Raw genomic sequence first — 20,774 nt, 5'->3', positions numbered from 1 at the left:
GCCAGATAGTTGCACCAAAGCCCCGGAAAGGCACTCTCTAGCTGACGAAGGGCAGCTTCTCGTCGCGCGCAGTCGCGAGCATCGACAGCGTGATCTTTCGCACCTCGAGCTTGCTTTGCGTAATGTGAGCGCGCAGCAGGATGGCAGCCTCGCCAAACTTGCCGCGATCGATGAGATGGAGCATCGCCGAATGCTCGTCGTACGTCGCGCTCGTGCGATGCGCCTTGAGAAAATCGAGCCGCCGCACGATGCGGATGCGCTCGGTCACTTCGTTGTGCACGCGCAGCATCTCATTGTTGCCGGCAGCACTCACGAGGCCGCGGTGAAAGCCCTCGTCGAGCACGAACATCGTGGCCGGACGGCTTTCGCGTTCCCGTTCGTCAACGCACCATACGGCTCGCAACGCATCCATCGCATCGTGTGGCGCTCCCGAGAGCCGCTCGAGCGCCGCCAGTTCGAGAACGATGCGCAAGTCATACAACTGGTCGAGTTGATTGAAGTCGATATCGCAGACTTTCCAGCCGCGCCGGAACCCCACCTCAAGATAGCCTTCGCGCGCGAGACGGAACAGCGCATCGCGCATCGGCGTGCGCGACACGCCGTAGTGTTGGGCAATGTCGTTTTCGGAAAAGCGGTCGCCGGGAAACAGTCGAAAACTGAAGATGTCCTGCTTGATGAGCTGATACACCTGCTCGGCAAGGGGGTTTGCGCTATAGGTCACCTTCGTGCCAGATGCTGCGGGGGCTTCGGCGGCGGCTTCGGTCAAGTCGTCCATGAGTCAGGTATCGATAACGTCGAGAGTGGTGCGGCGCGTCGGTGCAATGGTGGGCGACGGGGGCCAACTCCCTATTATCCGCCCTTAAACGGGCTCGATGAGGCTCACGTGCGCCGCCACGATCGTCCAGCCGCCGAACACATCGTTCGCCTCCTGCAGCCGCGCCCAGGTCTGCATCTGGCGGCCCGTCAAAGGCGTGGTGTCGCTCGTGAACTCAGTGCTCACCGTCGCGTAGTCGCCGCCAAACGTCGTCACCACGGTGCGGTGCAACCGCCGCGAGCGGGGCACCGGCACGCAGGTTTCCCGCCAGCGGAGGATCGCGTCGCCACCATGCTGGATGTCGGCGATGCCATAGCGCACCGTTTCGGGTGCGTCCCAGAACAGGGCGTTCATCGTCTCGACGTCGTTGTCGACGAGCGCTCGCTCGTAAGCCTCGAAAGCTGCCGCGACCTGCGCGACGATCTCGGGCCGGTTCACTTCCATCGTCATCCGTCTGCCCCCAGCAGGGCGTCGAGTGGAGCGGTCCAGCCGACGATGCCGCCCTGCGAATGAATCATTGCAATCGTCGCTTCGCGAAACGCCGGTATGTAGCTTGCCGTCGCGTCCTCGACCAGCAGACACTCGTAGCCCCGATCGTTGGCCTCACGCATCGAAGTCTGCACGCAGACCTCGGTCGTCACGCCCGCGAACACGAGATGCGTGATGCCTCGTATCGACAGTTCCTCGCCGAGCTGCGTTGCGTAGAAAGCGCCTTTGCCGGGCTTGTCGATGACGAGTTCTCCGTCGATCGGCGCGAGCGTGTCGATGATCGCGTTGCCGGGCTCGCCGCGCACGAGGATGCGGCCCATCGGTCCTTCGTCGCCAATGCGCGCATCTGGCATGCCGCGCATGCGTTTGGCCGGGGGGCAGTCGGAGAGGTCGGGTGTATGCGATTCGCGGGTGTGCACGACCTGCCATCCCGCCGAGCGCGCATGCGCGAGCAGCCGCGCGACGGTCGGCACGATGCCTGAAAGCAGCGATACGTCGTTGCCGAGCGCCTCGCCAAAGCCACCCGGCTCGATGAAGTCGCGCTGCATGTCGATCACGATGAGCGCCGTATGACGCGCGTCGAACGTGAACGGCGCGGGCTTTGCGCTGGCGATGGTTGTCATCGCGACATTTCTCCGTTTGCGTTGTGTATCGTTCGCGCGCCGCTCAGGCGCTTGCGTGCAGCTCGGCCGGCTCAGCCGTCTGCGGCCTGCCTTCGTCGCCATGGCCCGCCATGTAACGCCCAAGCACCACTCGATCCGCCTCGTTTGCTGCAGTCTCGTAGACGAGACGTCCCTCGGCCATCACCACGATCCGGTCGGCAAGCTCCAGCAGTTCGTCGAGATCTTCGCTGACGAGCAGCACGGCCGCACCGGCATCGCGCGCCGCGAGAATGCGGGCGTGGATGTCCGCGACGGAGGCAAAGTCGAGTCCGAACACAGGATTCGCGACGATCAGCACGTTCACTGCGTGCCCAAGCTCGCGAGCCAGCACGGCGCGCTGTACGTTGCCGCCCGACAGCGAGCCGATGGCGCGCTCGGGCAGCGCAGGCCGCACGTCGAATTCGGCGATCAGCCGCTCGGCGCGCGAGCGCATGGCGCGACGATCGAGCCACCATCCGCCGCGCCGCAGCGGCGCGCGGTCGAAATCCCGCAGCGCCATATTCTCGGCCACGCTCATGCCTGCCACGCAAGCATTGCGCAGCGGCTCCTCGGGAAGGGCGAACACGCGCATGCGTGTCATCTCTACGCGCGTCGCGGCATAGGGCGAACCTTCCACGGCCATCGCGCCCGACTGGGCCTTGCGCTGCCCGACGAGCGCTTCGATCAGTTCCTTCTGACCGTTGCCGGAGACGCCCGCAAGCCCGAGGATCTCGCCCGCGCGCACGCTCAGCGACGCCTCGCGCACGGCAGCGTGCCCACGCTCGTCGACGACCGAAAGGCTCGATAGCGAGAGCCGCACCGGAGCGTCGAGCGAGTTCGGCCGGCGCGCAAGCCTGAACTCATCGGTGTCTTCAGCGGCGCCCTCACGCGTTTGCGCACTTGCGTCGCTGCCCATCATCCAGGCGGCCAGCCGGTCGCGGTCGGTGTCGGCCACCGCGCAGGTGCCGACGAAGCGGCCCTTGCGCAATACCGTGACGTTGTCCGAATAGGCCATTACCTCGCGGAACTTGTGAGTGATCATCAGCACCGTGAGGTCGCCGCGCGAGGCAAGCGTGCGCATGAGGCCGAGCACTTCGTCGGCTTCCTGCGGGGTGAGCACGGAGGTGGGCTCGTCGAGAATCAGGAAGCGCTGCTCCAGATACAACTGCTTGAGAATTTCCAGCTTCTGCTTTTCTCCCGCCGCGAGTGACGAGACCGGCGCATCGAGTTCGAGGCGAAACGGCATGCGGCGCATGAAGCCGTCGAGCGCGTTGCGCTCGGCCGCCCAGTCGATCTTCCATGACAGGTTGCCGCGCGCAAGGAGCAGGTTCTCCTCGACGCTGAGCCCCGCCGCGAGTGTGAAATGCTGATAGACCATGCCGATGCCGAGCGCTTGCGCATCGCGCGGGGATGCGATGCGCACCTCGCTTCCATCGGCCACAATCGTGCCGTGATCGAGCGGGCCGTAGCCCACGAGCCCCTTCACGAGCGTGCTCTTGCCTGCTCCATTTTCGCCGAGCAGCGCGTGAACCGTCCCGGGCGCAACCCTGATCGAAACGTCATCGAGTGCGCGGAACGTCCCGAACGACTTGCTCGCGCCGATCACCTCGACGCCGAGCGCGCGTGTCGCGGTGATCATGGTCACTGCTCCAGGGCAGCGACGAGCGCCGCCGAACTGGACACCGTGCCGAACACGCCGCCCTGCATCAGGACCATGTTCAGCGCAGCGTCATGGTTGCCCTTATCGGTCGCGCCGCAGCAGTCCGCGAGCAACGTGCATTCGAAGCCGCGGTCGTTTGCTTCGCGCATCGTCGTGTGGACGCACACATCCGTCGTGATGCCCGTGAGCACGAGATTCGCAATGCCGCGCGTGCGTAGGATCAGTTCGAGGTCCGTCGCGCAGAATGAGCCTTTGCCAGGCTTGTCGATGATGATTTCGCCCGGCAGCGGGGCGAGTTCGTCGATGATTTCCCAGCCCGGCTCGCCGCGCACGAGTATCCGGCCGCATGGCCCCATGTCACCGATGCCAAGACCGTTCGTGCCCGCCTGGCGGCTGCGCCAGCGCTTGTTCGCCGGCAGATCGGACAGATCCGGCCGATGCCCTTCACGGGTGTGGATGATCGTGAAGCCGAGTTCGCGCATCGGCCCCAAAACGCGCTTGATCGGCTCGATCGGGGCGCGCGTGAGCGAGAGGTCGTAGCCCATCTTGTCGACGTAGCCGCCGTAACCGCAGAAGTCGGTCTGCATGTCGATGATGACGAGCGCCGTGTTGTCGGGGCGCAGATTCCCGTCGTAGGGCCAGGAATAGGGACGGGCTTCGATGGTACGGGTCATGTTGATCCTCCGGTCGCGCGCTACGCGAGCGCGGGCGATTCTCGATTCGGTCGGTCGGAAGCTGTCCGCGCTCAGCGCGTCAGGCTCAGCTCGCCGGGTGCGCCCGCCAGCGTGCGGTCCGGCCTGCAGTTGATGATCATGAGCGCGAGCGTCAGCACGTAAGGGGCGGCGTTGAAGAGGTAATAGCCGCTGGTCACGCCGATTGCCTGCAGGGCGGGGCCAAGCGCTCCGGCAGCGCCAAACAGCAGCGCGGCCCAAAGACAGCGCAGCGGCTGCCAGCGTGCGAAGATCACGAGGGCGACGGCCATCAGGCCTTGCCCGCTCGACAGTCCCTCGTTCCAGCTGCCGGGATAGACGAGCGAGAGATAGGCACCGCCCACGCCCGCGAAGAAACCACCCACCGCCGTCGCGATGACGCGTATCCGCGTAACGGGATAGCCCATTGCACGCGCGCTCTCGGCATTCTCGCCGACGAGCCGCAGCGTCATGCCCCAGCGCATCGAGCGCAGTCCCCACTGCAAAGCGACGGCAAGCACGACGCCAATCACGAAGAGCAGATTGATATGCAGCGCGTTGTGCACTTGCTGCGAGGCGGCCCACGCGCCGAGATCGATCGACGGGAGCATCGCTGCCTGCGGCTCGATGAACGGCTTGCCGAGATAGAACGCCAGGCCGGTGCCGAACAGCATGAGCGCGATGCCGAACGCGATATCGGAAACACGCGGCAGCGAGCAGACCAGCCCATGCAGGCAGCCGAGCACCAGACCGGCCGCCGCCGCCGCGAGCACGCCGATCCACGGCGAACCCGAGAGATACGAGCCCGCATAGCCGCACATGGCGCCGGAGACCAGGATGCCTTCGAGACCGAGATTCACGCGGCCGCCTTTCTCGGTGAGGCACTCGCCGAGGCTCACGAACAGATAGGGCGTACTCACGCGAATGGCCCCCGCAAAGAGCGAAATCAGCAGTACCGCAGCGGGCGAGTGAAGGTCAGACATGGCGGGTACGCTCCAGTGAAGCAGACGAGGTGTCGAGCGCGACGGCCTGAAGTTTCACGCGCCAGGCGGCAAGACGGGGAGCAAGTGCCTCCCAGGCCAACAGGTTCGCGAAAAGCAGCCCTTGCAGCACGAGCGTGGCGGCGTCGGGCAGCTCGAGGTGACGTTGCAGCAGACTGCCGCTCGCCTCGATGCCGCCGACCATCAGGGCGCACACGATCACGGCGAACGGATTCTGGCGTGCCGCGAATGCGACAAGGATGCCCGCATAGCCGTAGCCCGAGAGCAGCGACGCATTCGCGCTGCCTTGCACGGCCGCAACTTCGAGCATTCCGGCAAGTCCCGCCGATGCGCCGCCTAGCGCGCAGGCGGTGAGCGCGAGCCCGCCCACGGGCAGGCCGACGAGGCGCGCCGTGTGCACGTTGCCACCCCTTACGCGCATGGCGAAGCCGAGCGTGCTTTGGCGCACGAGCACCCAGGCAGCGAGACACGCGAGCACGCCCCAGAAGAGGCCCCAGTGCACGTCGAGTCCCGGCAGCGAGCCGATGGTCATGGCGTCGGGGAGGGGCAGCGTCGACGGTTTGTTGAGACTGGCGGGATCGCGCAGCGGCCCTTCGACGAGAAACTTGAAAACGGCGATGGCGATATACGACATCAGCAGGCTGCTGATGGTCTCGTTGACACCACGCCATTGACGCATTGCGCCCACTGCGCTGATCCACAGGCCCCCCGCGAGCATGCCTGCAATCGCCATCAGCGGCGTCGCGACGATCCACGGCGTAGCCTGCGGCAGGCACTGCGGCACGACGGCGGCCGCGAGCCCGCCCAGCGCGAGCGCGCCCTCGCCGCCAATCACGATCAGGCCGACCTGGGCAGGCAGCGCGACGCACAGAGCCGTAAGCATGAGCGGTGCGGCGCGCAGCAAGGTGTTCTGCCATGCGAACGACGAGCCGAACGCACCTTCACCAATGAGACCAAGGGCCTGGATGGCCGGCTGTCCCTGCACGAGCAGGAAGATGCCGAAGATCGCCAGAGTTGCCACGATTGCACAAACTGTCGGCAACCCAGGCAACAGCGCAAGCAGCAGGCGCGCGAGACTTGCAGGCAGCCTTCGCGACGGCCCGCGAGCGGGAGAAAGGGATGCGGACATCACGACTCCTGGCGAGGACGCTTACGGTCCTCAGATCTGGCCAACCACACCGGCAACCAGATAATTCATGCTTTCGAGCGCGATATCGGTCTGTGCGTAGCTCGTGCCGGCCGCAATGGCGCTGCCGCCCTTGTTGTCCTTCATCGGTCCCTTGAAGATGACGTAGTCGCCCGCGACCATCTTCGCCTTCACGGTGTCGGCTTGCGTGCGGGCATCGGGTGTCACCTTCGCGCCATACGGAGACATCTTCACGAAGCCTTCGCGCAGACCGCCGCGAAGAATGTTCGGCTGCGGCTTGCCCGTCTGCGCGTTTGTGACGAGCAGCTTGTAGGGCGTCGCCCAGTCCCATTCGGCGCCCGTCAGATAGCCCTTCGGCGCCAGCGCCGCCTGGCTTGCGTGGTAACCGCAGCTCATCGCGCCGCGTTTCTCGGCTGTCTCGATCACGACCTTGGGTCCGTCCACGTGACACGTGAGCACGTCGCAGCCCTGATCGACGAGGCTGTTGGCGGCCTCCGCCTCCTTCACCGGCATCGACCAGTCCCCCGTGAAAATCACGTGCGTGGCGATCGACGGATCCACCGACTGCGCGCCCAGCGTGAATGAGTTGATGTTGCGCAGCACCTGCGGAATAGGCTTGGCCGCGACGAAGCCGAGCTTCTTCGTCTTGCTCGCATGGCCCGCCACGACGCCGTTCAGATACTGGCATTCGTCGATATAGCCGAAGTAGCTGGAGATGTTGGCCGGATTGCCGCTCTTCCAGAGACCGCCGCAGTGGGCGAAGCGAACCTTCGGATATTTGGCTGCCATTTTCAGCACATGGGGATCGAAGTAGCCGAACGAGGTCGCGAAAATGAGCGTCGCACCGTCCTGCTCGATCATCGCCTCCATGGTCTTTTGGGCGGCGACGGTCTCGGGCACGTTTTCTTCCTCGACGACCTTCACGTTCGGTAGCTTCTTGATGACAGCCGCAGCTTGCGCTTGTGCCTGGTTGTAGCCGTAATCGCCGCGCGAACCGACGTAGATGACGCCGACCGTAAGCGGCTCGGCACCGAAAGCGAGGTCGAACGGGAGCGTGCTGCCGAGGGCGAGCGCGCCAGCGCCCTTGAGAAAATCGCGACGGTTTGTCATGGTTGGACTCCTCGTGAGTTCAATGCATATATTCAGAATTGCCGATCGGATTGGGCTTGCGTTCCGGCCGCCGTTGCGAGCCATGCACGCCAGCCGCCGAATGTAGTGATGTCGTGTGCGCCGCTGCCTGGTGCGACCGCCGAGGGCTCGCTGATAAAGCCCTTGACGATGAGTCCATCGGCTGTCTGCACGCTGCCGATGCCGAGTGGCGCCGGCACGTGGGCAACGAATGCGCCGAAGCTGCGCAGCGGCACTTCCCAGAGCTCGATTTCGATGGGCTGGCCGGCCTCGTGCGGCGTACGCACCAGAGCGGGCTTGGCCGGCTTCGTACCGGCGAGCGCGTAAAGGCGGGGTAGTGCGAAGACGTGGTGGTGGTCTCGACGAAACGCGCACCAGCCTCGAGCAGTTGCCAGCAGAGAGGCTGCCCGCGCAGATGAGCGCCGACCACGGCGAGTGTCACCGTCGGCTCTTCGAAGGGCAGCGGTCGCGCGGCAATCCTGGCAGCGTCGTCGGGAGTAGCGTGAGCGATGAAGAGCGCCTGGATGCGTGCGCCGAGCACTGCCAGGCGCTGGTCGGCGCCCGCTGGGGCGATCAGCGTCACGCCGGCTGGCAGGCCGTCCGCGCGGCGAACGCCCGGCACCGCCAGAGCGCACAGATCGAGCAGATTCACGAAGTTGGTATAGACGCCAAGCTGGCTGTTCGCCCCGATCGGGTCCGCACGTACTTCGTCGAAGGTTGGATGCGTGGGCGTGGTCGGCACGACGAGGACGTCGATCGCCTCGAACAGCGTTTCCACTTCGCGGCGCAGTGCGGCGAGTGCATACTGTCCGTCGAACGCATCGACAGCGCTGTAGCCGTCCGCTTTGGCAATCACCTCGGCGACAACCGGATCGATGTCGGCGCGATTCGTCTCGAAGAAGGAACCGAGCGCGGCACGGCGCTCCGCTACCCACGGGCCGTCGTAAAGCAGCGCGGCAGTTCGCTGCATGGGTTCGAACGGCACGCTTGTTGGCGAAAGCGCAAGGCGCGAAGCGATCGTGTCGAGCGTGGCGGCAAAGGCCTGATGCGCCTGAGCGTCATCCTGGAAGGTCAACTGATCCGGCACGGCGAGGCGCAGTGGTGCATGGGGCAGTCCGAGTGCCGGCACTCGGCGCGCATAGCTGTCGTCTCCATCGTACTTCGCCATCTGCAGCAGGACCTCCCAGGCGTCGCCCACGTCATGCGCGAAGATCGACACGCAGTCCAGGCTCCGGCACGCCGGTACCACGCCGCGCTTGCTTACGATGCCAGGCGTTGGCTTGAGACCCACGAGGTCGTTGAAGCCTGCCGGAACACGCCCCGAGCCAGCGGTATCCGTGCCGAGTGAGAACGCAACCAGCCCAGCCGCAACAACGACTGCTGAGCCGGAGCTTGATCCGCCGGAGATGTGCGCATCGGATTCGAACTGTCGCACGCCGCCATAGGGCGAGCGTGTGCCGACCAGGCCTGTGGCGAACTGGTCGAGATTCGTCTTGCCGATGAGGATGGCGCCGGCGTCGAGCAGACGATCGACGGCGAATGCCGAGGCTGCGGGCGTGTAGGCGAAGGCGTCGCAGGCTGCGGTGGTTGGCATGCCGGCGACGTCGATGTTGTCCTTCACCGCGAACGGTACGCCGAACAGCGGCATCCGCTCAAAGATCGCGGCGCCCAGGCGCGCGCGCGCTTCTTCGATCTCGGCAGCCCGGCTGCCGAGATCGGCGGCACTCACGCGCGATATCCAGACTTCGGGGCGACAGGAGGCTTCGATCCGGGCGATCACCGTGTCGACGATGTCGCGAGGCGTCGTGCTTTTGGTGGCGTAGGATTCGAGCAGCGCTCGAACCTTGAAGAAGGCGTCGGGAAGCATGAGTTCAATCTTGAATACAAGTTTGAGCTCATGCTCGCAGCAACTGTGCCAGGCAGGGGAGGTTGGCAGGAAGTCCTTGCCCGGCAACGATTTTTACATTGGCGTAGACGCTGGTACTTGTCTACCGTGATCCAGTGCGGGTCGCGATTGGTTAGGGTTGGTGCACGTGTCCCGCTCATCGTGCACCAACCAGAGGGAAGGGCGCGAGCGGTAGTTAAGGCACTCCTGGCCGAAGCGAGGAAGCCTGGCGAAGACCATTACCACCGGCTCGGAGAGGAACTGGACGGGCATGACGGCCCGCCGCCCCGCGAAGTTCACAAGTGGGTGTGTTTGGGCGGGCGATACGAAATCCATCTCGAAATAAGACCCGCATATGCCCAGCCCGTGCCACCATCTTCGTGCTCCGGGATTGGGACACAAGGCAAGACCGCTGATCAACGGGCGTGACCAGCCAGTCACTTTCCAAAGCTGCACGATCGGGGCACAAAAAAGAAAACGCCCGTGTTATTCACACGGGCGTTTCCGTGGCCCCGCTACCGCGCCCCAATGAACGATTTCTCGTCCGCTTCTGCATCAGGGGCCGGCTTCCGCGCGGCTCTCTTCAAGTATAGGGCGCTTGGCGGGATATCCAAGTCGGCGAGACCAGATTTTTGCACGGAACGCGAGCGGATGATTCAGACGTTTGAGTACTCGCGCCGCCTCTGGACTCAACGCCGTCATTGAGCTTTCAGCCGTTCATGCCGTTCGGTACATGAAAGCGACAACCTTACTGCAAAGCCGGCTGGGTATTGCCGCTTGTTGGACATGTTAGCGCTTACATTAACGCGGAAAACAGCGACCGCGGCAACGAGACTATGACGTCATCAGGGAAACTCCCTAAACAATTCATCGGACCGGCGATCGCGCTCCGCTCGCCCGCAGGATCATGCTCACCACTTCTTCCGTCGTAGCCTCGAAGCGCTTCGTCGAGAGCGCGCGTTTGCCCGAGAGCGCGCATATTTGAGCCTCGAAATCGGCGTAGTGCTGCGTGGTCGCCCAGATCATGAAGAGGAGCGTCCGAGGGTCGACGGGCGCGAGCAACCCTTTGGCTATCCATCGCTCGATCAGCTTCACGCGTGTGTCCATCCACGGCTTCACGCGTTCGAGCAGGATCTCTTGCATGTGCAGCGCCCCGCTGATTATTTCGTTGGCCCACACCTTCGATCCAAGTGGGCGGCGCCGTGACAGGGCCATCTTGGCGCGCACGTAGCCGCCAATCGCCTCGACCGGATCGTCGCTTGCATCGAACAGGTTGGCGGCGGCGTTCCATTCCTCGAACACATCGTCGAGTACGCGCCAGTACAGCGCGAGCTTGGTCGGGAAGTAATAGTGCAGATTCGCCTTCGGTAAACCCGCGCGCTCGGCGATCAGCGCCGTGCTCGCGCCTTCGAATCCGCGTTCGGCGAACACGGCTTCGGCACAGGCGAGTAGATGGGATTCATTCGACGCACGAATGGAGGCTTTGCGCCGCTGTGGCTTGTGCGATGTGTCGGCGGCTCGTTGCGCCTGCACGGTGCCGCGCGTCGCGAGGGGCGCGGCTCGCGTGGTGGGTTCGTCGTCGCGCATGTTCGGTCCATTCGGAAGAGAAAAGGAGCGCGGCGGCCGCGCGCATGCCGGAATCATTGTAGCCACGATGCAAGTGCGCCGCGAATTCACCGACATCAGGAGAAACGCGCAGCACGGACGCCTGGTTTTTTTTCACGCACTGCAGCATCAATGGCACGCTTCTCGCTCGTAACTCCGCATTGAATTCGCGAAGTTTCTCGTCTAAAACCTGTCCAATCGGACAGGATTCGAAGGGCTGGGTTTCAAGGGCCGCGCAGTGCCATCGAGACGTGCACCGTCGTGATCCTTCGCGCCCCAACACGGTGGCATGCATGCACGTTTGACGAGCACGGACAGGAGAACACGCATGAACGCAGTAAGCGAAGCCGCGCTGACGACCGCGATCCACGTGAACGGTCAGCGATTGTGGGACAGCCTGATGGAGATGGCCAGGATTGGCGCCACGCCCAAAGGCGGCGTGTGCCGTCTGGCGCTGACCGACCTCGACAAGCAGGGCCGCGATCTCATCGTGCAATGGGCGAAAGATGCGCGCTGCACGACCAGTGTCGATCAGATGGGCAACGTGTTTATGCGCCGCGCGGGGCGCAACAACGACCTGCCGCCCGTGATGACCGGCTCGCACGCCGACTCGCAGCCAACGGGTGGGCGCTTCGACGGTATCTATGGGGTGCTCGGCGGCCTCGAAGTGATTCGCTCGCTCAACGATTACGGCATCGAAACCGAGCGCCCTGTTGAAACGGTGATCTGGACCAACGAAGAAGGCTCGCGCTTCGCGCCGGCGATGGTCGCCTCGGGCGTATTTGCGGGTGTGTTTGCGCTCGAGTACGGACTGTCGCGCAAGGACGTCGACGGCAAGACCATCGGCGAGGAATTGCAGCGCATCGGCTACGCGGGCGCGTTGCCGTGCGGCGGCCGCAAGATTCACGCGGCGTTCGAACTGCACATCGAACAGGGGCCGATACTCGAGGCCGAAAACAGGACGATCGGCGTGGTCACCGACGCGCAAGGTCAGCGCTGGTACGAAGTCGTGCTCACGGGCCAGGAGGCGCACGCGGGGCCTACGCCGATGCCGCGCCGCCGCGACGCGCTGCTGGGCGCCTCGCGCGTCGTGCAGCTCGTCAACGAAATCGGCCTGCGTCATGCGCCGCTCGCGTGCGCGACGGTCGGCATGATGCAGGTGCATCCGAATTCGCGCAACGTGATTCCGGGCCGCGTGTTCTTCACCATCGATTTTCGCCATCCGCAGGACGAGGTGCTGGCGCAGATGAACGCCGAGCTGCGCGAAGGCATCGCGAAGATAGCGGAACAGGGCAAGCTCGAAGCCGACGTCGAGCAGATTTTCTACTACGCGCCCGTGCCGTTCGACGAGACGTGCGTGAAGTCCGTGCGCGCGGCGGCCGAGCGCTTCGGCTATTCGAATCGCGACATCGTTTCGGGCGCTGGTCACGACGCGTGCTATCTCGCGACGGTCGCGCCGACCTCGATGGTGTTCGTACCGTGCATCGACGGCATCAGCCACAACGAAGTCGAGGACGCCACGATCGAATGGATCGAAGCCGGCGCGAACGTGTTGCTGCACGCCATGCTCGAACGCGCGAGCGAGCCCGGCTGACGCAATCTCGATCGAACGCAAGCGGTCTCAGCGCCGCGCTGTCTTTGCAACGATTCCCCACCTACCGGCCGCGCACGTCACGCACGCGGCCGGCGGACCCGTGTTTTGCCTCGCAAGGAGCATCCGGATGTCCCAGACCACCTCGAATGCCGCCAACGGCATCGCGCCAGGCCGTCTCAGTGCCGAGCAGCTGGGCTGCAATTTCGCCGACGTCGCGCCGCCGCTTTCCGCGAATGCGGCCGTGATCGCCGCCGACCGCTGTCATTACTGTTACGACGCGCCTTGCGTGAACGCGTGCCCCACGGGCATCGACATTCCCGGTTTCATTCGCAAGATCGGCAACGGCAATCTCAAGGGCGCGGCGCGCGATATCCTCAGCGCGAACCCGCTGGGCGGCATGTGCGCACGCGTGTGCCCGACCGAGATTCTCTGCGAAGGCGCCTGCGTGAGAAATCATCAGGATGGCGAGCCCGTTCAGATCGGCGCGCTGCAACGTCATGCCACCGACGTCCAGATGGCCCGCGAAGCCGCCGGTGCCCCTGCGCTCTTCAAGCGCGCCAGCGAGACAGGCCGTCATGTTGCCGTGGTCGGCGCGGGTCCCGCGGGTCTCGCCTGCGCGCACACGCTCGCGCTTGCCGGGCATCGCGTGAGCGTCTTCGACGCGCGCGAATATCCGGGCGGCCTGAACGAGTACGGCATAGCCGCGTACAAGACCGTCGACGACTACGCGCAGCGCGAAGTGCGGTGGCTTCTTTCCGTTGGCGGGATAGAACTGCGCCAGGGCCAGCGACTGGGGCATGACGTGACGCTTGCGGAGTTACGCGCGGCGTATGACGCGGTGTTCATCGGCGTGGGCCTTGGCGGCACGCATACGCTCTCCATCGAAGGCGAACTGCTCGACGGCGTGCTCGATGCCGTGGATTTCATCGCGCGCGTGCGCGAGGCCGACGATCTGGCCAGCGTGCCCGTCGGTCGCAAGGTGGTGGTGCTCGGAGGCGGCAATACGGCAATCGACGCCGCCGTGCAAAGCCGCAAGCTGGGCGCGGAGCAAGTGACGCTCGCCTATCGTCGCGGCGCGGCGCAGATGAGCGCCACCTGGGCCGAACTGGAATTCGCGCGTAGCCAGGGTGTGACGTTGGCCGAGTGGATGAAGCCGCTGCGAATCGTCGGCGACACGCAGGTGCGGGCCGTGGAATTCGAGCGCACCGGGCTCGATATGAGCGGCGCATTGCGTGGCACTGGGGAGATCGTGCGCGTGGAGGCCGATATGGTGCTGAAGGCAATTGGCCAAACGCTGTTACCCGAAGGCCTCGACGGGTTGCAACTCACCGAGGAAGGCGGGCGCGTCGCGGTGGATGCGAACGGCGCCACGTCCCTTGCGGGCGTTTTCGCAGGCGGCGACTGTGCCGGCCACGGCGCCACCGATCTGACCGTCCAGGCCGTGCAGGACGGCAAGCTTGCCGCGCATGCGATCGACCGCTTCCTTGCGAGTCAGTCCGCCAGGGCCGCCCAAGCCGCGTGATAGCTACACCGAATCCAGATAAAACGAAGGAGTCGCATCATGGCCGACTTGCGCTGCACGATTGCCGGCATTCAATCGCCTAATCCGTTCTGGCTCGCTTCCGCGCCGCCCACCGACAAAGCCTACAACGTCAATCGCGCCTTCGAGGCGGGTTGGGGCGGCGTGGTCTGGAAGACGCTCGGGCTCGACCCGCACGTGGTGAACGTAAGCTCGCGCTATGGCGCCACCACCTGGCGCGGCCAGCGCATGGCGGGTCTGAACAACATCGAGCTCATCACCGACCGGCCGCTCGACGTGAACCTGAAGGAAATCGCGCAGGTGAAGCGGGACTGGCCCGACCGGGCGCTCATCGTCTCGCTGATGGTCCCTTGCAACGAGCACGACTGGAAGTGGATTCTGCCTCAGGTGGAAGACACTGGCGCGGACGCCGTGGAGCTGAACTTCGGCTGTCCGCACGGCATGAGCGAGCGCGGCATGGGCGCGGCGGTGGGTCAGGTGCCCGAGTACATCGAAATGGTCACCCGCTGGGTGAAGGAAGGCACGCGCTTGCCTTGCCTCGTGAAACTCACACCGAACGTCACCGACATTCGTCACGGCGCGCGCGCGGCGATGAAGGGTGGTGCGGACGGCGTCTCGCTGATCAACACCATCAATTCGATCGTCGGTGTCGATCTCGACGTCATGGCGCCGCTGCCCACCGTGGACGGCAAGGGCACGCATGGCGGCTATTGCGGTCCTGCCGCGAAGCCCATTGCACTGCACATGGTCGCGGAGATTGCGCGCGACCCGCAAACGCAAGGCTTGCCCATCTCTGGCATCGGGGGCATTTCCGACTGGCGCGACGCCGCGGAATTCATCGTGCTGGGAGCGGGCAGCGTGCAGGTATGCACCGCGGCGATGCACTACGGTTTCCGGATCGTCAGCGACATGATCGACGGCCTTTCCAACTGGATGGACGACAAAGGGTACGCCAGCCTCGACGCGATTCGCGGCCGCGCCGTGCCGAACGTCACCGACTGGCAATACCTGAACCTCAACTACGACATCAAGGCGCGTATCGATCAGGACCGCTGCATCGAGTGCGGGCTCTGCCATATCGCCTGCGAAGACACCTCGCATCAGGCGATCACCGCCACGCGCGACGGCAAGCGCCACTTCGAGGTGGTCGATGCGAACTGCGTCGGGTGCAATCTATGCATGCATGTTTGCCCGGTCGATCAATGCATCACGATGGAGCGTGTCGATTCGGGCGAGCGCTACGAGAACTGGACCACGCACCCGAACAACCCGGCGCGTGTCGCCGACCCGAAAGCCGCCTGACATTTCGAAGCCGGATCGAGCCGGACCTACGACAAGCACGGAGAACCCACCTCATGAGCCAGCCCTTTGCAGTCGACGCCAATGCGCGCCGCGCCGAAAGCGAGCTATACAACGATGACCTCGCGCCCACCGGCGTTGCGCAGCGCACATGGCGCTGGTATCACTTCGCGGCACTATGGGTAGGCATGGTGATGAACATCGCCTCCTACATGCTCGCCGCCGGCCTCACCGAGCAGGGCATGGCGCCATGGCAGGCCGTGCTAACCGTGCTGCTCGGCAATCTGATCGTGCTCATGCCGATGCTGCTGATCGGTCATGCGGGTACGAAGTACGGCATTCCTTATGCGGTGCTCGTGCGAGCGTCGTTCGGCACCCAGGGCGCCAAGCTGCCAGCCATGCTGCGCGCCGTCGTGGCGTGCGGCTGGTACGGCATTCAATCATGGCTTGGCGGCAGCGCCATCTACACGCTCGTCAACATCCTCACGCACAACGCGCTGGTGGGCGACGCACTGCCGTGGCTCGGCATTTCGATCGGACAGGCTAGCTGCTTCCTCGTCTTCTGGGTGTTCCAGCTGTACTTCATCCTGCACGGCACCGATTCGATCCGCCGGCTCGAAAGCTGGTCCGCGCCCATCAAGGTGGTGATGTGCGCAGTGCTCGTGTGGTGGGCATGTTCGAAGGCAGGCGGCGTGGGCTCGATGCTGTCGCAACCGTCACAGTTCGCTGCCGGCGGCAAGAAGGCGGGCCTCTTCTGGGCGACGTTCTGGCCGAGCCTCACGGCCATGGTGGGTTTCTGGGCCACGCTCGCGCTCAACATTCCCGACTTCACGCGTTTCGCAAAAACGCAAAAAGACCAGTTCGTGGGCCAGGCCATCGGCCTGCCCATTCCGATGGCGTTGCTCTCGGTGGTCTCCGTGGTCGTGACCTCGGCAACGGTTGTGATTTACGGAAGGGCGATCTGGGACCCGATCGACCTCACGAGTCGCATGGAGGGCGTCGGTGTGGGCATCGCGCTCATCATCCTCACACTGGACACGATGTGCTGCAATCTCGCCGCGAATCTCGTCGGGCCAGCTTACGACTTCTCGAGCCTCTGGCCCAAGGGCATCTCGTACAAGACGGGCGGTCTCATCACCGCGGGTATCGCCATCGTGATGATGCCGTGGAAGATCCTTGCCACCACCCAGGGCTACATCTTCACGTGGCTCGTCGGTTATTCGGCGCTGCTTGGGCCTGTGGCCGGCATCCTGATGGTCGACTACTTTCTCGTTCGCAGCACCCGCCTCGACACGGCCCAGCTGTTCGAGGAAAACGGCGAATACGCCTACTCGAACGGCTGGAATCCGGCTGCCGTGATCGCGCTGATCGCAGGCGTGCTGCCGAACCTGCCGGGCTTTCTCAATGTCGCGTTCCCGAATGCGTTTGCCACCGTGCCCGATGCGTTCAAAAGCATTTACACCTATGCGTGGTTCGTGGGGCTCGCCATTGCGGCGCTCGTCTATGGCGTGATGATGAAGCTCGGCAAGAGCCGGCGCCCACGTGTTGCGAGCGCGTGAGCGTTTCAAGCGTGAATGTTCAACTGAAGGAGACTTGGCATCATGGCGATCCTGATTCGAGGCGGCACCGTCGTCAATGCAGACAAGAGCTGGCGTGCGGACGTGCTCTGCGAAAACGGCGTGATCCAGAGCGTTGGCGAGAACCTCGACGCGCCTGCTGGCGCGACCGTGGTCGACGCCGGTGGCCAATATGTGATGCCTGGCGGCATCGATCCGCACACGCATATGGAGCTGCCCTTCATGGGCACGACCGCCAGCGACGACTTCTACACGGGCACGGCGGCGGGGCTTGCGGGCGGCACGACATCGATCATCGACTTCGTCATCCCCAACCCGAAGCAACCGCTGATGGACGCCTTTCGCGAGTGGCGCGGCTGGGCAGAGAAAGCCGCTTCCGATTATGGCTTTCACGTGGCGGTGACGTGGTGGGATGAAAGCGTGTATCGGGACATGGGGCTCCTCGTGAACGAACATGGCGTATCGAGCTTCAAGCACTTCATGGCCTACAAGAACGCCATCATGGCCGACGACGAGATTCTCGTGAACAGCTTTGCGCGCTCACTCGAACTGGGCGCGCTGCCTACCGTGCATGCGGAAAACGGCGAGCTCGTATTCCAGTTGCAACGCCAGTTGCTTGCGCGCGGTTTCACGGGGCCCGAGGCGCATCCGCTTTCACGGCCACCCGAAGTCGAAGGCGAGGCAGCGAATCGCGCCATCCGCATCGCGCAGGTGCTCGGCGTGCCGGTGTACATCGTGCATGTCTCGGCGAAAGACGCGCTCGAGGCGATCGCGCGCGCACGCGGCGAAGGGCAGCGCGTATTCGGCGAAGTGCTCGCGGGGCATCTCGTGATCGATGAGTCGGTCTATCGCGACCCGGACTGGACGCGCGCCGCCGCCCACGTGATGAGTCCGCCGTTCCGTACCCAGGAGCATCGCGACGCGCTCTGGCGCGGGCTTCAGGGCGGCCTGCTGCACACCACCGCAACCGACCACTGCGTGTTCTGCGCTTCGCAGAAAGCCATGGGCCGCCATGATTTCACGAGAATTCCGAATGGTTGCGGCGGCGTGGAAGATCGCATGGCGGTGTTGTGGGATCAAGGTGTGAACACCGGCCGGCTCACGCCGAACGAATTTGTGCGCGTCACTTCCACCAATGCGGCGCAAATCTTCAACCTGTACCCGCGCAAGGGCACGGTGGCCGTGGGTGCCGACGCCGATCTCGTCGTCTGGGATCCCGAGGCCACGCGCGCGATATCGGTCAAGACGCATCATCAGAACGTGGACTTCAACGTGTTCGAAGGGATGACGGTTCGCGGCGTGCCGACATACACCGTCTCACAAGGCGAACTCGTGTGGGCGGACGGCGACCTGCGCGCGCGGCGCGGAGCCGGGCGTTATCTGAAGCGGCCCGCGAATCCCGGCTATCTGCAGGCCTCGCGCCTCGCGAAGAGCCTGAAGCAGACGCAGCCGGTGCATCGCGAGGGTGACGCACCACAATAAACACGGCAACGCGTGGAGGCATTGCAGGGGATATCGGGGGCTCGACGCGACAGGATTCGCGTTGCGCCCCGGTAGTCCGAGTGCAAACCGGTCGGCGCTTTTTATCTGCGTCGGAGTTCGCCATCGAGCGATCAGATACAAGAACAGCGCGAGCCGGGGGGCGGTCATGGTTGAATGAGTAATCCGTATCTCGCGGTTAGTGTTTCCCGCGTTCCGCGATCCATGCGCTATCCGGTCGCTGTTCCAGTCAGCGATTCACAGGCCTGCCAGAGGCGTCTTGCATCGGTTCCGTTTCTTGCCTGACTGGCGACGTTCGCTGGTCCCACGTCTCGACCACGTGTTTCGAACAATCCGAGCGGACCATAGTAGCCGCCGTCGACGACATCGGCCGCGGTTGCGGCATAGAGCGTGGAAAGCGCGCCGGTCTGGTCACTGTTGAACAAGATATCGATCAGTCCGCCTAGCGCAGAGCGGACGATCGGGCTTGCGGCAAAATGGTCGGCACGGAACAGATTCGTATTGGCGACGCCGGGATGCGCGGCAACGGACATCACGCGCGATCGTGCGGCGCGCAACCGGCGATCGAGTTCGAACGCGAACATGAGGTTGGCGAGCTTCGACTGTCGATAGGCGGTCATCGGACGGTAACGACGGGTTGCCTGAAGGTCGTCGAAGTCGAGCCGCCCGGTCTTGTGTGCGATAGAGGCAACCGTGACCACGCGCGGCCGCTCGGCAGACGCTCCTGCCGCCATCTCGAGCGCAGGCAACAGCAGGCGCGTCAGGGCGAAATGCCCGAGTACATTGGTGCCGAACTGCAATTCGAAGCCGTCGACCGTTTCGAGGCGTCGGCGGGGCGCCATGACGCCCGCATTGTTGATGAGGATGTCGAGCGGCCGGCATTGCGCGAGTTCGCGATCGCAAAAGGCGCGCACCGAAGCAAGGCTTGCGAGATCCAGTCGTTGAAGCCGCAATCGGGCGGCGGGCAGTTCCCTCTGCAGACGGGACAGGGCATCGGCGCCGCGCTGTTCGTCACGGCAGGCGAGTACGACTTCCGCGCCTGTGCGAGCCAGTATTGCAGCGACGTGATAGCCGATGCCGCTGTTGGCCCCCGTGATGATGGCGCGTCTGCCGTGCTGAGGCGTGATGTCGTCGATGCTCCATTGTTTGTTCTGGTTCATTGGCGATTGTCGAGGGAAGGCCGTTAGCCGGAGAGAATGCTGATTAGCATACCCGTTGCACGCGCGCCGCATGTGCTGGACATTCTCGGGTTTCGCACGGATCGGGCGGCTTCCTGAGTCGGGCGCGCAGCGCGCGCATGCAATGCGTGTGAAACGCAAGGCGGCCGTCCTGACCCGTTACATCAGCCGAAGCACGATTCTCTGAAGGAGGGGGGCAGGTCGCGTCGAGCGTCGACCACGAGATGAACGAAAACGGTCTCGTCGCGGACCTGATAAATGATCCGGTTCTTGCCGGAAAGGCCTTGCCGGAAACCGTCCTCGAAGAAGCCCTCAAGCTCGGCAGGCGCATGACTGCTAGCGGGGAACTGGCCAATGTGCGTGATCGTTTCCTGCAGTTGCGTCGATGTCTGACGCCACATTTCCCATCCGAATGTGCGGACAACATAGCTTCTGAGTTCGTCAATGCCGATCCGCGCCGTCGGGAGGATGCGGTATTTCAGCAGCGGTGCCGCCATCAGCGGAGCTTTTCCTGACGATCGAGATCGTTGAGTTCCGCAAAGAACTCGTCGCCATCGACGTGATCCCCGCGCTCGATGTGCTTCTGGCCGATAGCCAGGATTTTCAGGAGCGCGAGGGTCTGCTGCGTCGATTCGTAGCTTCGCACATCCTGGACGACGAGCTTCGCTTCACCGTTCTGCGTGATGATGAGCGGCACTCCCGAATCAGTCAGGTCCTTGACGATTCGCGCCGCTTCGCTTTTGAGGTAGCTGATTGGCTTCACATGATCGGCGAGATGCATCAAGCGCTCCGGTGAGGTTCACATAGGACCAAATTTAAACCATTAACGGTCCGGCGGCGATCTGCGGTGCGTCCATGTGCAGCTAGATTTGACATAATGTAATTTATCAACATTTTGACTTGTAGCGGCTAGATGATAATGTCCGCTTTTAGCCGCATAGAAATGTCCGCTTTTGATGCCGTCGTATGCTAGCCAGCTGCCGTTTTTCCGGCGCTGGGGACCTCGATGGCTGTGACAGAACGGATA

Annotated in this window: 17 protein-coding genes and 1 pseudogene; 5 read left to right on the top strand and 13 right to left on the bottom strand. The window is 64.0% G+C overall.

Features of this window, described 5'->3' with window-relative positions:
- Positions 1–37: 37 nt before the first annotated feature.
- The 10 genes and pseudogenes from F6X37_RS31560 to F6X37_RS31515 form a co-directional block, all read right to left on the bottom strand.
- Positions 38–775 (bottom strand): GntR family transcriptional regulator, encoded by a 738-nt coding sequence (locus F6X37_RS31560; protein ID WP_244144753.1) that lies wholly within the window; start codon positions 773–775, stop codon positions 38–40.
- 84 nt (positions 776–859) lie between these two features.
- Positions 860–1,258, bottom strand: coding sequence for an oxalurate catabolism protein HpxZ (gene hpxZ / locus F6X37_RS31555; RefSeq protein ID WP_187613988.1), 399 nt, complete (start codon positions 1,256–1,258; stop codon positions 860–862).
- Between the two features lie 2 nt (positions 1,259–1,260).
- Positions 1,261–1,926 carry a cysteine hydrolase family protein gene (locus tag F6X37_RS31550; protein ID WP_187613987.1) on the bottom strand — a complete coding sequence of 222 codons (666 nt, stop codon included), beginning with the start codon at positions 1,924–1,926 and terminating at the stop codon, positions 1,261–1,263.
- Between the two features lie 43 nt (positions 1,927–1,969).
- On the bottom strand, positions 1,970–3,583 hold the full coding sequence (locus F6X37_RS31545; RefSeq protein ID WP_187613986.1) for an ABC transporter ATP-binding protein: 1,614 nt from the start codon (positions 3,581–3,583) through the stop codon (positions 1,970–1,972).
- Positions 3,584–3,585: 2 nt separating this feature from the next.
- Complete coding sequence (locus F6X37_RS31540; RefSeq protein ID WP_090811211.1) at positions 3,586–4,278, bottom strand: cysteine hydrolase family protein; 693 nt, start codon at positions 4,276–4,278, stop codon at positions 3,586–3,588.
- 71 nt (positions 4,279–4,349) lie between these two features.
- On the bottom strand, positions 4,350–5,276 hold the full coding sequence (locus F6X37_RS31535; RefSeq protein ID WP_184054130.1) for an ABC transporter permease: 927 nt from the start codon (positions 5,274–5,276) through the stop codon (positions 4,350–4,352).
- A complete protein-coding gene (locus tag F6X37_RS31530) occupies positions 5,269–6,423 on the bottom strand; it encodes an ABC transporter permease (RefSeq protein WP_187613985.1) in 1,155 nt (384 codons plus the stop codon). Before F6X37_RS31530 ends, F6X37_RS31535 begins: the two co-directional genes overlap by 8 nt.
- A gap of 30 nt (positions 6,424–6,453) precedes the next feature.
- Positions 6,454–7,551: a BMP family ABC transporter substrate-binding protein gene (locus tag F6X37_RS31525; protein ID WP_184033153.1), complete on the bottom strand. Its 1,098-nt coding sequence runs from the start codon at positions 7,549–7,551 to the stop codon at positions 6,454–6,456.
- A 32-nt stretch (positions 7,552–7,583) separates the two neighbouring features.
- Positions 7,584–9,436: pseudogene (atzF, locus tag F6X37_RS31520) on the bottom strand (allophanate hydrolase).
- 885 nt (positions 9,437–10,321) lie between these two features.
- On the bottom strand, positions 10,322–11,041 hold the full coding sequence (locus F6X37_RS31515) for a TetR/AcrR family transcriptional regulator (RefSeq protein ID WP_090811902.1): 720 nt from the start codon (positions 11,039–11,041) through the stop codon (positions 10,322–10,324).
- A 346-nt stretch (positions 11,042–11,387) separates the two neighbouring features.
- Here F6X37_RS31515 and F6X37_RS31510 point away from each other — a divergent pair, with 346 nt between their 5' ends.
- The 5 genes from F6X37_RS31510 (at position 11,388) to hydA (ending at position 18,551) form a co-directional block, all read left to right on the top strand.
- Positions 11,388–12,653, top strand: coding sequence for a Zn-dependent hydrolase (locus tag F6X37_RS31510; protein ID WP_187613984.1), 1,266 nt, complete (start codon positions 11,388–11,390; stop codon positions 12,651–12,653).
- A gap of 127 nt (positions 12,654–12,780) precedes the next feature.
- Positions 12,781–14,175 (top strand): NAD(P)-dependent oxidoreductase, encoded by a 1,395-nt coding sequence (locus tag F6X37_RS31505; protein ID WP_187613983.1) that lies wholly within the window; start codon positions 12,781–12,783, stop codon positions 14,173–14,175.
- A 39-nt stretch (positions 14,176–14,214) separates the two neighbouring features.
- Positions 14,215–15,495: an NAD-dependent dihydropyrimidine dehydrogenase subunit PreA gene (gene preA / locus F6X37_RS31500; protein ID WP_187613982.1), complete on the top strand. Its 1,281-nt coding sequence runs from the start codon at positions 14,215–14,217 to the stop codon at positions 15,493–15,495.
- A 53-nt stretch (positions 15,496–15,548) separates the two neighbouring features.
- Positions 15,549–17,051: an NCS1 family nucleobase:cation symporter-1 gene (locus F6X37_RS31495; RefSeq protein ID WP_187613981.1), complete on the top strand. Its 1,503-nt coding sequence runs from the start codon at positions 15,549–15,551 to the stop codon at positions 17,049–17,051.
- Between the two features lie 42 nt (positions 17,052–17,093).
- On the top strand, positions 17,094–18,551 hold the full coding sequence (hydA, locus tag F6X37_RS31490; RefSeq protein WP_187613980.1) for a dihydropyrimidinase: 1,458 nt from the start codon (positions 17,094–17,096) through the stop codon (positions 18,549–18,551).
- Between the two features lie 227 nt (positions 18,552–18,778).
- Here hydA and F6X37_RS31485 read toward each other — a convergent pair whose 3' ends face one another.
- The 3 genes from F6X37_RS31485 to F6X37_RS31475 all read right to left on the bottom strand — a co-directional run bounded on the left by F6X37_RS31485 (position 18,779) and on the right by F6X37_RS31475 (position 20,528).
- Entirely contained in the window at positions 18,779–19,729 is a 951-nt protein-coding gene (locus F6X37_RS31485; RefSeq protein WP_187613979.1) for an oxidoreductase, read from the bottom strand.
- A gap of 182 nt (positions 19,730–19,911) precedes the next feature.
- Positions 19,912–20,244, bottom strand: coding sequence for a type II toxin-antitoxin system RelE/ParE family toxin (locus F6X37_RS31480; protein WP_262420096.1), 333 nt, complete (start codon positions 20,242–20,244; stop codon positions 19,912–19,914).
- A complete protein-coding gene (locus F6X37_RS31475; protein WP_187613978.1) occupies positions 20,244–20,528 on the bottom strand; it encodes a type II toxin-antitoxin system Phd/YefM family antitoxin in 285 nt (94 codons plus the stop codon). Before F6X37_RS31475 ends, F6X37_RS31480 begins: the two co-directional genes overlap by 1 nt.
- Positions 20,529–20,774 lie beyond the last annotated feature (246 nt).

This window comes from Paraburkholderia sp. 31.1, from assembly GCF_014397645.1.
Taxonomy (GTDB): Bacteria; Pseudomonadota; Gammaproteobacteria; order Burkholderiales; family Burkholderiaceae; genus Paraburkholderia; species Paraburkholderia tuberum.
This window is presented reverse-complemented; position numbering and strand designations above follow the sequence as displayed.

Coding starts and splice junctions, on each gene's coding strand:
- F6X37_RS31560 (WP_244144753.1), bottom strand. CDS start 775: ATGGACGACTTGACCGAAGCCGCCGCCGAAGCCCCCGCAGCATCTGGC.
- F6X37_RS31480 (WP_262420096.1), bottom strand. CDS start 20,244: ATGGCGGCACCGCTGCTGAAATACCGCATCCTCCCGACGGCGCGGATC.
- F6X37_RS31540 (WP_090811211.1), bottom strand. CDS start 4,278: ATGACCCGTACCATCGAAGCCCGTCCCTATTCCTGGCCCTACGACGGG.
- F6X37_RS31525 (WP_184033153.1), bottom strand. CDS start 7,551: ATGACAAACCGTCGCGATTTTCTCAAGGGCGCTGGCGCGCTCGCCCTC.
- hydA (WP_187613980.1), top strand. CDS start 17,094: ATGGCGATCCTGATTCGAGGCGGCACCGTCGTCAATGCAGACAAGAGC.
- F6X37_RS31550 (WP_187613987.1), bottom strand. CDS start 1,926: ATGACAACCATCGCCAGCGCAAAGCCCGCGCCGTTCACGTTCGACGCG.
- F6X37_RS31530 (WP_187613985.1), bottom strand. CDS start 6,423: ATGTCCGCATCCCTTTCTCCCGCTCGCGGGCCGTCGCGAAGGCTGCCT.
- preA (WP_187613982.1), top strand. CDS start 14,215: ATGGCCGACTTGCGCTGCACGATTGCCGGCATTCAATCGCCTAATCCG.
- F6X37_RS31545 (WP_187613986.1), bottom strand. CDS start 3,583: ATGATCACCGCGACACGCGCGCTCGGCGTCGAGGTGATCGGCGCGAGC.
- F6X37_RS31535 (WP_184054130.1), bottom strand. CDS start 5,276: ATGTCTGACCTTCACTCGCCCGCTGCGGTACTGCTGATTTCGCTCTTT.
- F6X37_RS31485 (WP_187613979.1), bottom strand. CDS start 19,729: ATGAACCAGAACAAACAATGGAGCATCGACGACATCACGCCTCAGCAC.
- F6X37_RS31475 (WP_187613978.1), bottom strand. CDS start 20,528: ATGCATCTCGCCGATCATGTGAAGCCAATCAGCTACCTCAAAAGCGAA.
- F6X37_RS31515 (WP_090811902.1), bottom strand. CDS start 11,041: ATGCGCGACGACGAACCCACCACGCGAGCCGCGCCCCTCGCGACGCGC.
- F6X37_RS31495 (WP_187613981.1), top strand. CDS start 15,549: ATGAGCCAGCCCTTTGCAGTCGACGCCAATGCGCGCCGCGCCGAAAGC.
- hpxZ (WP_187613988.1), bottom strand. CDS start 1,258: ATGGAAGTGAACCGGCCCGAGATCGTCGCGCAGGTCGCGGCAGCTTTC.
- F6X37_RS31505 (WP_187613983.1), top strand. CDS start 12,781: ATGTCCCAGACCACCTCGAATGCCGCCAACGGCATCGCGCCAGGCCGT.
- F6X37_RS31510 (WP_187613984.1), top strand. CDS start 11,388: ATGAACGCAGTAAGCGAAGCCGCGCTGACGACCGCGATCCACGTGAAC.